The 12,794-nt window shown below is 27.9% G+C and carries 13 protein-coding genes; 9 read left to right on the top strand and 4 right to left on the bottom strand.

Features of this window, described 5'->3' with window-relative positions; translation table 11 throughout:
* Positions 1 to 3: 3 nt before the first annotated feature.
* A complete protein-coding gene (locus ACTTBM_RS03700; RefSeq protein ID WP_440634771.1) occupies positions 4 to 504 on the top strand; it encodes a J domain-containing protein in 501 nt (166 codons plus the stop codon).
* On the opposite strand, the gene ACTTBM_RS03695 is transcribed toward ACTTBM_RS03700, so the two are convergent.
* Positions 497 to 1,465 (bottom strand): glycosyltransferase family 9 protein, encoded by a 969-nt coding sequence (locus ACTTBM_RS03695; protein WP_440634770.1) that lies wholly within the window; start codon positions 1,463 to 1,465, stop codon positions 497 to 499. The genes ACTTBM_RS03700 and ACTTBM_RS03695 overlap by 8 nt on opposite strands.
* A gap of 50 nt (positions 1,466 to 1,515) precedes the next feature.
* On the opposite strand from ACTTBM_RS03695, the gene ACTTBM_RS03690 reads away from it, so the two are divergent.
* The 4 genes from ACTTBM_RS03690 to ACTTBM_RS03675 are packed head-to-tail and all read left to right on the top strand — an operon-like array spanning position 1,516 to position 5,141.
* Positions 1,516 to 2,400 carry a dihydrodipicolinate synthase family protein gene (locus ACTTBM_RS03690; protein WP_440634769.1) on the top strand — a complete coding sequence of 295 codons (885 nt, stop codon included), beginning with the start codon at positions 1,516 to 1,518 and terminating at the stop codon, positions 2,398 to 2,400.
* A 1-nt stretch (position 2,401) separates the two neighbouring features.
* Complete coding sequence (locus ACTTBM_RS03685) at positions 2,402 to 3,592, top strand: class I SAM-dependent methyltransferase (RefSeq protein WP_440634768.1); 1,191 nt, start codon at positions 2,402 to 2,404, stop codon at positions 3,590 to 3,592.
* A 28-nt stretch (positions 3,593 to 3,620) separates the two neighbouring features.
* Positions 3,621 to 4,817 carry a hypothetical protein gene (locus ACTTBM_RS03680; RefSeq protein ID WP_440634767.1) on the top strand — a complete coding sequence of 399 codons (1,197 nt, stop codon included), beginning with the start codon at positions 3,621 to 3,623 and terminating at the stop codon, positions 4,815 to 4,817.
* A 30-nt stretch (positions 4,818 to 4,847) separates the two neighbouring features.
* Positions 4,848 to 5,141 (top strand): hypothetical protein, encoded by a 294-nt coding sequence (locus tag ACTTBM_RS03675; RefSeq protein WP_440634766.1) that lies wholly within the window; start codon positions 4,848 to 4,850, stop codon positions 5,139 to 5,141.
* Here ACTTBM_RS03675 and ACTTBM_RS03670 read toward each other — a convergent pair.
* Complete coding sequence (locus tag ACTTBM_RS03670) at positions 5,138 to 5,485, bottom strand: DCC1-like thiol-disulfide oxidoreductase family protein (protein ID WP_440634765.1); 348 nt, start codon at positions 5,483 to 5,485, stop codon at positions 5,138 to 5,140. The genes ACTTBM_RS03675 and ACTTBM_RS03670 overlap by 4 nt on opposite strands.
* An 86-nt stretch (positions 5,486 to 5,571) precedes the next feature.
* Here ACTTBM_RS03670 and ACTTBM_RS03665 point away from each other — a divergent pair, with 86 nt between their 5' ends.
* From ACTTBM_RS03665 to ACTTBM_RS03655, 3 genes are read left to right on the top strand one after another with little or no spacing between them, the layout of a single operon-like run.
* Positions 5,572 to 6,984 (top strand): TldD/PmbA family protein, encoded by a 1,413-nt coding sequence (locus ACTTBM_RS03665; protein ID WP_440634764.1) that lies wholly within the window; start codon positions 5,572 to 5,574, stop codon positions 6,982 to 6,984.
* A gap of 3 nt (positions 6,985 to 6,987) precedes the next feature.
* Positions 6,988 to 8,304, top strand: a complete 1,317-nt coding sequence (locus ACTTBM_RS03660) for a TldD/PmbA family protein (protein ID WP_440634763.1) — start codon at positions 6,988 to 6,990, stop codon at positions 8,302 to 8,304.
* Entirely contained in the window at positions 8,301 to 9,272 is a 972-nt protein-coding gene (locus ACTTBM_RS03655; RefSeq protein WP_440634762.1) for an NAD(P)-binding protein, read from the top strand. Before ACTTBM_RS03660 ends, ACTTBM_RS03655 begins: the two co-directional genes overlap by 4 nt.
* A 2-nt stretch (positions 9,273 to 9,274) precedes the next feature.
* Here the strand turns inward: ACTTBM_RS03655 and ACTTBM_RS03650 are convergent, their stop codons facing one another.
* The gene (locus ACTTBM_RS03650; RefSeq protein WP_440634761.1) at positions 9,275 to 9,955 is read right to left on the bottom strand and encodes a DUF6134 family protein; all 681 of its coding nucleotides are present in this window, start codon (positions 9,953 to 9,955) and stop codon (positions 9,275 to 9,277) included.
* A 44-nt stretch (positions 9,956 to 9,999) separates the two neighbouring features.
* On the opposite strand from ACTTBM_RS03650, the gene yczE reads away from it, so the two are divergent.
* A complete protein-coding gene (gene yczE, locus ACTTBM_RS03645; protein ID WP_440618987.1) occupies positions 10,000 to 10,647 on the top strand; it encodes a membrane protein YczE in 648 nt (215 codons plus the stop codon).
* Here yczE and typA read toward each other — a convergent pair.
* Entirely contained in the window at positions 10,644 to 12,470 is a 1,827-nt protein-coding gene (typA, locus tag ACTTBM_RS03640; RefSeq protein WP_440634760.1) for a translational GTPase TypA, read from the bottom strand. The genes yczE and typA overlap by 4 nt on opposite strands.
* Positions 12,471 to 12,794: the final 324 nt, after the last annotated feature.

Genomic DNA, 12,794 nt, shown 5'->3' with positions numbered 1-12,794 from the left:
TATATGAATTTTATAATTTATACATTATTAATTGTAGTTGGTTTATATTTTTTATTAAGGCTTTTTACTCAAGTTGCGTCAAAAAAAATATCAAAAGGTTTAAGAGTATTCTTATTCATAGTTTTAATCATCTTTGCAGTTTTGTTTGCAATCGGAGGTAAATTTTTACTTACTTTACCATTTACTCTCGCGAGTCTTGCTCTTTTAAAATTGAAAGGAATGTCAATTTTTCAGTTAATTTCGTTGTACAGATTAATACAAACTTTAAGAAATTCAGGGAGATTTTCATTTAATAACACTGCATCAAATTTAAATACAATGTCTACTGAAGAAGCGTATCGTATACTTAATTTAAATCCTTCAAAAAGTTTAACTAAAGAGGATGTAAATAAAGCCTACATTAAAATACAAAAAAAAATTCATCCAGATATTTCACCTGAGACTTCTAGGTTATCTACTTTAGTAAATGAAGCTAAAGAAATAGTATTAAATGATATTACTTAACTATGATTGAATTTAATTTATCAAGTATTTTTTGAGGATTAATTTTATCTTTTCCTAAAGTTCCGTGAGTTACTTCATTAACTCCATCAGGTAATATTGGATGCATTTTAGAACTATAATTTCCATAAATTATTGGAGTGTCTGCCATTAAAGTTATCGTTTCTACACCAAGCGCTGAAGAAAGATGACTGAAGCTTGAGTCATTACATATTGATAGATCACAATTTTTAATAATCGGCAAACATTCGTTAATAGATAAATTATCTAAAGACTGGCAATAATTTTTGAGATCTGAAATTTTAATTTCATTTAAAATTTTTTGTTCTTCGTCATTTTTACCCGTGGCTAAAAAAAATTTACATTTTTTTTGCTTAGAAATTTCTTTCATTACTTTTAAAAAAGTTTTGGCTGGAATTCTTTTCGTTGGTCCTGATCCACCTACACCTAAAAGTATATTAAGATCATTTTTAGAAAAATTATATTTTTTTTCAGCTTCTAAAAGACTTGATTCATAAAGATGAATATTTGGATTATTTTTTACTTGGATACCAATTGTATCAAAAATTAATTTGTTCGAGGCCTTTATCATATTTTGTTCTTTTTTCTGAAATAAAGGAAATTGATGAATTTCGTTAATACCAGATAATTTTGCTATTAAAGCAAATCTTAATGATGAGTTAAAAATAAAAGCCTTATTAAAATTATATTTTTTTAATTCATTCACTAGCCTTAGGCTTCCAAAAAATCCATTATGTTTTAAATTTTTAATATTATTATTTTTCTTTAGGATAATAATTTCATCTATGTAGTTCGTTTGATTTAAATACTCTCTACATTTTGAATTTTCCTGTACAAGTAAGCTTACTGGAGTATTAAATTTTTTAGAAATTGCCTCTATAAAAGGCAAAAACATTATACTATCACCAATTCCCATTCTGTTCTGAACTGCTAATATTTTCATATTTTTATTTATAAACTTTACTAATTATATTTTTTATATAAATTTTTAACATGAGTAAAATAAATGGAGTTTATGCTGCTACCTTGTCATTGTTGAATGAGGATCTTACTCTTAATGTTGATAAAACTATAGCACATGTAGAATTTACTATTAATAATGGCTGTCATGGAGCTGCAATATTTGGAAGTACTGGGCAAGCTCAATTAATTTCTGTTGCAGAAAAGATCAATTTTCTAAATAAACTATCAACAAAAAAATATAAAGATAAATGCATTATTGGAACTGGATTGAACTCTTTAGGTGAAATAATAAATTTAATGAAAGTTGCCATATCACTAAATTTTGAAAAATTTCTTATTATGCCACCAGCATTTTATAAATATAGTGACGAGGATGTATTTAAGTTTTATTCAAAAATAGTAGAGTCCGTTCCAAAAGCTCAAATTATTTTATATAATTTTGAAAAACTTTCTGGATATAGATTCTCTGTTGAGTGTGTAGAAAAGCTTGTTAAAAATTTTCCTGAACAAATAGTTGGGGTTAAAGATAGTTCGTATAATCTTTTTGAAAATTTAAAATTAGATAATTTTTCAGTTATGCCAGGTTCTGAATCTAAATTATTGAAGGGACTTGAGTTAGGTTGTTCAGGAATAATTACTGCTACATGCAACGCAACATCTCAAATGGCAAGAAAAGTATATGATGATTTTAAAAATGGGAAAGAACAAGAAATAAATTCTAAACTTTGCGATGTAAGAGGCACGTTTGAAAAATATAATTTAATTTCTGGTTTGCATACTTTTTTTAAGAATAAAGACAGTATTTATGAAAATTTACTTCCTCCTCTAAGAATTCTTAATAAAAAAGAAGAAATTGATCTTTTTAATAATTTAGAGAAATTAGATTTTTCGTTAAAATCATCAATGGCAGCTTAATATGCAATTAGCAAGGTTCTTAAATAGTGTTTTTAAGAAAGACGGCTTTATCTTAGTCGATGCAAATTCTAAAAGTTATATTATTGGAAATCCAGAAAATGAAAATCCTATAAAAGTTAAAATATTAAATAAAAAACTTCATTATAAACTTTTACTTCATCCAGATCTTTATTTTGGAGAAGCTTATACAGATGGAGAAATAGTAATTGAAAATGGAAGTCTCACAGATTTTTTAGATTTATCTTTAATGAACTTTGGTAGAGGAGATTTAAATTTTTTTAGTTACTTAATTAATAGATTGAGAGGATCGTATAGATATCTAACAAATTTTAATTTTATTAAAAAATCTAAAATGAATGTTTCACATCACTATGATATCAAAGACGACCTTTATGATTTATTTTTAGATCCTAAAAGACAATATTCATGTGCTTATTTCAAAAATGAAAACGACACTTTAGAGACTGCTCAAAATAATAAAATTCAACACATAATTAAGAAATTAAATATAAAGCCAAATCAAAAAGTCCTTGATATCGGATGTGGGTGGGGATCTTTAGCAGTCGATATTGCAAAGTCAGCTAATTGTGAAGTAACTGGCATCACATTATCTGAGAATCAATTTAAATATTGTAAACAAAAAGCTAAAGAACTGAATTTAGAAAATCAATTAACATTTAAATTGATGGATTATAGGGAGCTGGATGAAAAATTTGATAGAATTGTAAGTGTTGGAATGTTTGAACATGTTGGAAGAAAATTTTACAAAAAGTTTTTCTCACAAGTTGAAAAACTTCTTAAAGATGATGGAGTTTCATTAATTCATACTATTGGATCAGTAAATCCCCCAAGAGACCCCCATCCGTGGATAACAAAATATATATTTCCAGGTGGTTATACACCCAGTTTAAGTGAAGTAACTACTCCAATTGAAAAAGCTGGCTTAATCGTTGCTGATATTGAGGTATTAAGAATGCATTATTCTCACACATTAAGAAATTGGAAAGAAAATTGCCTAAAGAACAAAGATAAAATTATTAATATGTTTGATGAGCGTTTTTTTAGAATGTGGGAATTTTATTTAGCAGGTTGTGAAATGGCTTTTAAATGGGGAGATCAAGTTGTATATCAGTTTCAACTTACTAAAAACTATACTTCAACACCTGTTACAAGAGACTATATTTATCAATAATTTATTGATAAATAATAAATTCCTTTAAATGAAAAAAATAAAAAAAAGAAAAAAAAAATCTATTAAAAAAAGTAAAAAAAAACCCAATCTAAAATCAAAAAAATCTAAAAAAATTTCTAGAGCTAATAATACAAAACCTAAGATTAATAAAAGCAATAAAATTAAAACTAAAAAAAAAAATAATTTAAAAGTTAGAACAAAAAAAAAAATTATCAAAAAGCCCAAAGAAAAAAGTTTCCTTTTAAAAATAATTAATTTTCAAAATTCACTTAAACCTGAATTTAAATTCAGAATAAATATTAATATAGAAAAATATATTCAGGCATTTTTTGATAAAATATCTGAAACAATTAATAATTATAAAGTTCTTAAAAAAGACGAGCAAAGAAGAATTAAACTTGAAAAACAGGAACAAGAAAGACAGGAAAAATTAGCCTTACAGCAAGAGAAGCAAAAAGAACAAGAATTAAAGCTAAAACTAAATGAACAAGTATTAAAAGAAGAAATTAGGTTAGAGAAACAAAGAACAAAAGAAATTAAATTATTCCTACGAAAAGAGCAGGCTTTATTAAGAATTGAGCAAGCTGAAAAGCAAAAGAAATTTTTACAACAATTAAAATTAGAAAAACAAATTGAAAAATTTAGAGTAAGGGAAGTTAAAGAATTAGAAAAATTAGAAAAAATATCATTAAAAGAAAAAAGAGAAGATTACGCAGGACTTCAACAGAGAATTGAGAAGTTAAAAGAAAAATATCGAATAATCAGGGATCAAAAAATAAGAGAGAGGGTAGAGGCTTTAGGAGTTAAAATTCAAGGTGATGAAGATAGGGAAACATTACTAAAGAAAGAAAAAGAATACACTTTAGCAAGGCAAAAAATTGAGTTTGCTCTTGAAAGTTTTTACAGAAGTGCGAGTAGTTTAGTTTTCCAATTGAATAAAAGACACATCACAAGACACATGTCTATTTTTCGATGTATAGATAGAAGATTTGAAACAGGTGAAATATTTGTTAAGTGGGATGAGGCTCCTGATGAGGAATGGTTATTATTAATCTATATTAAAAATAATTCTCCTGATGAAGGTATAGTTATTGAAGATAAAACTAATCCTGAAAAAAATATCTCTCACGAATTTAAAAATAATGAAATATTTAAAGCTTCGGACACGATGGTGGACTCTTTAACCCAATTAATTGCAAGAAAAAGAGATAAAAATAACAATTAATAATTACATTTAATTTAAGTATTATTAGTTATGTTTTTTGGAATAATTGCAATGGTGATTTTGTATGTTCTGTTAAGCTATATACTTGCTTGGATCAGATATTTTAATAGTCAAGACGAAAGGTTAGGACAATCAACTTGGAGATGGAGTTATGATTATGAAGTTGATGGAGAAAGAGACATATCAGATTTGGATGACAAAAATTTTGTAAGATTAAGAAGAAAAAGAAATAAAACTATTACTCTTATGTATTCAGTAGTTTTAATTATGTTTATCCTCTCAATGTCTTTATTGAGTCAAATTTTGATATTTTTTCTTAATTAATTTTTTAATTGTTTTTTATTTTTCAAATACAAAAAATACGCAACTATTTCATATCCATATTTAAAAATTGTAAAGATGATAGGAAGTTTGAAAAAACTATATAAAAATTTATATTTTGGTATTCTCTTCCAAACATAAAGGAAAGCTTCTGCACCTTCAATTACTTGATCGTTTTCTTTAATGTGCAATCTTCTTAAAAGTTCTTTGTCATTTTTGGAAGTTTCTTTTTCTGCGTCTTTGTTATTCGTAATATCTATCCAATCAATATCTTCAATATTTTCTTTTTTATACATGTTGATTTCTGATCTGCAAATTTTGCAAGAGTTATTAAAATAAACTTTCATGGAAAATTATATTAACTTTAAAATTAAGCATGTAAATGCGCCAAATGATTAGTTGAAAATTAATAATAAAGCACTATCTAAACTGAGTGAGTAATTTTTTTGACAAATCTGATTTAACAAGAAAAGATGCCGATGCAATAGTATCTGATACATTACAAAATTGTGATGATGGTGAGCTATATTTGGAGGATACTAAATCTGAATCTATTTTATTAGATGATAATAAAATTAAAAGCTCAAACTATAGTTCAGATTTAGGTTTTGGATTTAGAGCAATTACGGGAGAGGTTGTTGCATATTCTCACTCTAATGAAATATCAAAAGATTCATTAAAAAAATCTTCTGAAAATTTAAAATCTACACTGAAGTCTATGAAAGGTACTTATAATCAAGATATTTCAAGATCTAATAAAAAATTTTATCAGGATATTAATCCCATAGAGCAAAAAACATTAAATTCGAAATTAGAAGTATTAAATAAAGTAAATGAGTATCTAAGAAAAAAAGATCAATCTGTAAAACAAGTTACCACGAGTTTTGCAGGTGAACAAAAATCTATCGAGATTATAAGATCAGGTGGTGAAGTATTAACTGATGTCCGACCATTAATTAGATTTAATGTATCTGTGATGTTAGAAAAAAATGGAAGAAAAGAAACTGGCGTTTATGGAATAGGTGGAAGACAGTCTTATGATGAATATCTAAAAAATGACAATTGGAAAACTGTATGTGAGGAAGCATTTAGAATTGCGTCAGTAAATTTAGAAAGTAAACCTGCTCCAGCAGGAGAAATGAAAGTTGTTTTAGGACCTGGATGGCCAGCAATTTTAATACATGAAGCTATTGGACATGGTTTAGAGGGAGACTTTAATAGAAAAAAAACTTCTGCATTTCATGATCTTATGGGCCAAAAAGTTGCCAGTGAGGGAGTTACGATTGTTGATGATGGAACAATTGACAATAGAAGAGGTAGCTTAACTATTGATGATGAAGGTACACCAACAGAAAAAACAGTATTGATTGAAAATGGGATATTAAAGAATTTTATGCAAGATAGATTAAATGCTAGATTGATGAAAACCAAATCGACTGGCTCAGGAAGAAGAGAAAATTATAGACACGTTGTTTTGCCAAGAATGAGAAATACAATGATGTTGAGTGGAAATCAAACTCAAGAAGAAATGATCAAATCAGTAAACAAAGGAATTTTTGCAGTAAGTTTTGGAGGAGGACAAGTTGATATTACATCTGGAAAATTTGTATTTAATTGTACTGAGGCATATGAAATTAATAACGGAAAGATTGGTTCACCGATAAAGGGAGCCACATTAATAGGAGATGGTCCTTCAATTTTAAAAGAGGTTTCTATGGTTGGAAACGATATGATGTTAGATCCTGGTATAGGAACTTGTGGTAAAGCTGGACAAGGTGTTCCTGTTGGAGTTGCCCAACCTTCAATCTTAATTGACAAAATGACAGTTGGTGGGACAAAACTTTAAATTATGGTTAAGGATCAAGAATATTTAAGATCAAAAGCATCATATTGCTTAGATTTAGCTAAAAAGTTAGGTGCAACTGGATCAAGCGTAACAGTAGGTCATTCAATTTCTGAAACTGTAAATTTTAGAAATAATACTTTAGACGAGTCTAATAGATCTGATGGATTAGCAATAAGCATTGAGACTTATTTGGGAAAAAAAAGGTCATCAATTTCTTCGTCAAACTTATTAGATGATAATATTAAAACATTAATAAAAAAATGTTTTGAAACAACCAAAAATACTCCTGAAGATGAATTTAATTCTTTACCAGATAAAGATCTTTTAGCTAAGGAAATTAAAAATTTAAATTTATATGATGAAACACACTTTGATAATGAAAAAAAAATTGAATATTTGAAAGAGCTTGAGAGCGTTGCATCTTCAGAAGAAAAAATCATAAATACAGAATCTAGTTTTACTGAAAATAAATCTAACTTTATTTTAGCAAATAGTGATGGATTTTGTGAAGGATACAAATCATCTTCATTTAGTGCATCTTGTGTTACTGTTGCTAAAGATGAAAATAGCATGGAAAGAGACTATGAATTTACAAGCAAACGTCATTTATCAGACATTAAGGGTGCAAAAGAACTTGGTCAAAAAGCTTCTGAACAAACCATAAAAAAATTAAGCCCAAATAAAATTGGAAGTGAAAAAATAAGCATCATATTTGACAAAAGGATAGCTAAAGGAATGCTAGGAGCTTTTGCTGGAGCCATATCATCATCTGCGATTTCTAGAGGAACATCTTTTCTTAAAGATAAAATTAATGAGCAAATATTTACAGAAACAATAAACGTTATTGATAAACCAGATATAAATAAAGGTGTTGGATCTCAAATTTTTGATTCAGAGGGAGTAAAATCAGATACTTTAAATCTTGTACAAAACGGCATCTTAAAAAATTACCTAGTCGATACGTACAATGGGAAAAAACTTAACTTAAAATCAAATGGAAGATCTGGTGGTACAACAAATTTATATTTTGATAATGGGAACATTAGTTTCGAAGATTTATTAAAAAGTAATTCAAAACACATTTATGTAACAGAAACAATTGGCCATGGAAGTAATTTGGTTACAGGAGATTATTCAGTAGGTGCAACAGGTTTCTTAATTGAAAATGGCGAATTTATATTTCCAGTAAATGAAATAACAATTGCAGGAAATTTTAAAGATATGTTCAAAAATATAACTTTAGCTAGTGATTTAGATTTTGAATATTCTATCAACTCACCAACTATGATGATAGAGGGAATGACAGTTGCAGGTAAATGAGCACTTACTGTGTAATTGGATCAGGAATATCTGGTGCTACAATTTCAAATTTATTAAATAAAAAACATTCTGTAGATCTCTATGATAAAGCAAGAGGTCCTGGTGGGAGATCATCATTTAAAAGGTTAGATAAAAAAGTGGGCTTTGATCATGGTGTTCAATATATTTCCCCTAAGAGTACTGAGTTTAAAAAATTTACAACAAAACTCATAGCAAAAAAAATATTAAAAAATTGGAAGGGTCAGCATATTTTTCAAAATAAAAAAATAAAAGAAAATAAAAATCATCAAAAAATAATTGGTAGACAAGGTAATAACGATATTAGTAAGTATTTATTAAAAAAAATTAATTGTAATTTTCATAAAGAATTAAAAAAAATTGATTATAATAAAAACAAATGGAAACTTACCTTTGCTGATGGTGACAATAAATTTTATGATAATCTTATTTTAACGTGCCCACATCCTCAATTACTTAAATTAGCAAAAAAATTTATTAATCATTCATTTATTAAAAAAAAATTAAAAATGGATGCAAATATTACAGTCATGATAAAAATGAAAAAAACAAAAAAAAATATAAGTAGTTTTTTGTTTGATAATCAAATTTTAGGTTGGGCTGCTAGAGAAAATAGTAAGTTAAGATTTAAAAGTATTTATGAATTTTGGACACTCCAAAGTACGGCAATGTGGGCAAATAAAAAAATTTTGAAAAATAAAGAAAATAAAGATTTGAATTCAAAAATATTAATTAATAAATTTTTTGATCTTACTGGTATTAAAAAAAGTAAAATCCTTTTTTCTTTAAATCATGGATGGATGTATTCATCAAATTCAAAACCTTTAAAAATTAAAAGTTATTGGAACTCAAAAATTAATTTAGGAGTTTGTGCCGATTGGTTTGTTGGACCTAGATTAGAAGCAGGATGGATAAGTGCTAATGATCTTTTTAAGAAAATAAGCAGATAAAATTACTCAATATTTTTAATCCTATACTCCCAACTTCCCATTCTCTCATAGGTAACTTTAACTATTACCGAAGTTTTTTTATCAAGCCATATATCAAAATTTAATCTTTTGTCTTCTGGGAGAGTCATATCTTTAGAAGTGAGTTTAAAATGATCAGTATCAAATTCCTTCCCATTGATTGTGATTTTTTCTTTAGCGATAAACGTAACCAGTTGTTCTTTTATACTTCCTGAAATAGGGCTAATTTGGCTCTCTGCCTGTAACAATTTATGGCTCCACCAATTTCCAATTGTATTTTTCAAAGAAGCTTCACCAGAAAAAGAAGATCCTTGAATATCAAATTTATTAGTTTGATTATTTAATATTAAATTTACGAATTTTTCTTTTTTATTCTGACGTGTTTTAGATTTAAAGGAAATTAAATTATCTCCTAAATATTTTTCTTCTCCAAAACCTTCTACTTCAAAAATAGTTGCTCCAAGTAGTTTTACTGTAAATTTATATTTATTATTTACAGTTGTTTCATTGTCTTTCCTGGAAAAAGAATAATTATTGTATCCTATAACTTCATTATTTCTTAAGATTTCAAGTTCAATTTTTTTGAAGTTATTATAATGACCAACATGTGCGTTTGAGTTAAAAGTAAATAAAAAAAATATAATAATAGTGTAAAATTTTTTCATGATAATAATATAAATAAAAATTAATCTAAAAGTATCAATAATTAATGTTCCTATCTATAAAAAATATTCCAAAAGTAAATTGGAGCTCAAACGAAAGTTTGAACTTCAAGCCAAAATTTTCAACATCATTTTTTTTAATTTTTGGTTTAACAATTTTTGGTTTGGGAGAGGGTTTGTTAATTTTATCAACAACTGGAAACTCACCCTGGTCAGTATTAGCTGAAGGAATTTCACTCAATTCTAGTTTATCCATTGGTGCAGCAACTTTTTTTGTAAGTGTAGGAGTACTTTTTTTATGGATTTTTTTAAAACAAAAACCAGGTCTTGGAACAATATTTAATATTATCGTGATTGCTGCCATGATTGATTTCACTCTAAATTATTTTCAGCCACCTTCATCTCTTTTTACAAAATACTTATTAGCAGTTCTTTCAGTAATTTTAGTAGGACTTGGTAGTGGTATTTATTTAGTAGCTAATCTTGGTCCAGGTCCACGAGATGGTTTAATGACAGGATTAACAAAAATAACAAATTTACCTATAGCATTGGTAAGAGCCTTTTTGGAAATTACAGTTGTAATTGTTGGTTGGTATTTAGGTGGGACCGTTGGAATAGGAACGCTTATATTTGCTTTTGGAATTGGACCTTGTGTAGCTTTAGGATTATTTTTAGTTGGAAAAATATTTAACTAAGCTGCTGCGCTAGTTTTCTCACTTCTTTTTCTTTCATGAGGATCAAGAATTGCTTTTCTCAATCTACAAGAATCAGGTGTAATTTCTAATGCTTCATCACTGTTAAGCATACTTAGTTGTTCAGCTATTGACATTTTTCTAACAGGAGTAAGAACGACGTTTTCATCTGTTCCTTGTGTTCTCATATTTGTTAATTTTTTTCCTTTCATGACATTTATAATCATATCACCTGGTTTTGGTGATAATCCAACAATCATACCTGGATAAACAGGATCATTATGGGTAACAAACATTTCTCCTCTTGCTTGAAGATTGAAGATTGCAAAAGCTACTGCTTTTCCTTGTTCCATTGCAATTAATGCACCATTTCTTCTACCTTCCATTTCACCTTCAAAAGGACCGTAGTCATGGAAAATTCTATTAATTACACCTTCCCCTTTAGTAAGAGTTAGAAATCTACTTGTGTATCCCATCAAACCTCTCGTAGGTGCATGAAATATCAATCTTTTCTTATTTGTACCGGTATCTTTTAGTTCAATTAATTTACCTTTTCTTCTATTCATTGAGTCGATTACTTTTGAAGAGTGTTCTTCATCTAAATCCATAGTAATTTCTTCAATTGGTTCAAGTTTGTTTCCTTGATTATCAGTTTTATATAAAACTTTTGGTGGACTTACCGTCATTTCAAAACCTTCTCTTCTCATTTGAGTAAGAAGTATTTCCAGCATCAATTCACCTCGTCCACTTACAACGAATGAATCTTTTCCATCATTTTCTGAAAAAGTAATTCCTACATTGTTCTGTGCTTCTTGAACTAATCTTTCTCTAATTTGAGTACTTGTAAGTTTTTTACCTTCTGTACCTGCTAATGGAGAAGTATTAACAGTTATTGTAATCGACATTGTTGGAGGATCAATCGGAGTTGCTGGTATAGGATCATTAACTTCCAAATTACAAATTGTATCAGCTACATTTGCTTTTTCTAATCCTGCTACAACGACAATATCTCCTGCTTCTCCAACATCAATTGGAACTTTTTTAGTTCCTTCATATCTAAAAATCTTTGTTAATTTTCCTTCATCAACTTTTTCACCATTTAAATTAATAGCTTTGATTGGTTGGTTTGCTTTTGCTGTCCCTTGTGTGATTCTACCTACTAGACTTCTACCTAAAAAACTGTCTGAATAAAGCAATGTTGATAACATTGCAAAAGGTTTGGTTTTATCTAATTTGGCCGGTTTAACGTGCTCCACAATTAAGTCTAATAAAGGATTTAAATTTTCTCTTGGCCCATCTACTTCATGATCAGCCCATCCAGATCTTCCACTTGCATATAAAACAGGAAAATCTAATTGTTCTTCATTTGCATCTAAACTTACAAATAAATCAAAAGTTTCATCTAAGACCTCATTAGCTCTTTGATCTGCTTTATCCAATTTATTAATAACTACAATTGGTTTTAAACCTTGTTTTAATGCTTTCGATAAAACAAATTTTGTTTGAGGCATCACTCCTTCTGCAGAGTCAATTAATAAAAGAGCTCCATCAGCCATGCTCAAAACTCTTTCAACTTCTGCTGCAAAATCTCTGTGGCCAGGCGTATCAATAATATTTATTCTTGAATTATTCCAGTTAATAGATGCAGGTTTTGCAAGAATTGTAATTCCTCTTTCTTTTTCTAGTTCCCCAGAGTCCATTAATCTTTCATCAACAACTTCATTTTCTCTAAATGATCCACTTTGTTTCATTAAATTATCAATCAAAGTAGTTTTACCATGGTCGACATGGGCTATAATTGTGATGTTTCTTATATTGTTGCTCATAAATTGTGGCTCTTATACATATTTAATTTGATATTAAAACTTAAAAAAACTCATGACTGGCTTGATTAATTTAAATAACTTGTGATTAATTAGGCTTTTTTTGTTTATCTTTTTTAAGTTTCCTTTTTTCTTTAAAACTTAATTTGGGTTTCTTTTTTACACTCGAATCCTTAAATGACTTTCCACTGTATCTTTTTGACATAATTTAAATCTGCATAAAAAAAAGGCCATCATGTGATGGCCTTTTAAATTCTAGTTTTAGAGCAGTGGGATTACATTCTTCTACTTTTTTCAAATTATTAAGTAATTACTTATCTTTTAGAT

It is taken from the genome of Candidatus Pelagibacter sp. HIMB1746 (assembly GCF_052047555.1).
GTDB lineage: Bacteria > Pseudomonadota > Alphaproteobacteria > Pelagibacterales > Pelagibacteraceae > Pelagibacter.
This window is presented reverse-complemented; position numbering and strand designations above follow the sequence as displayed.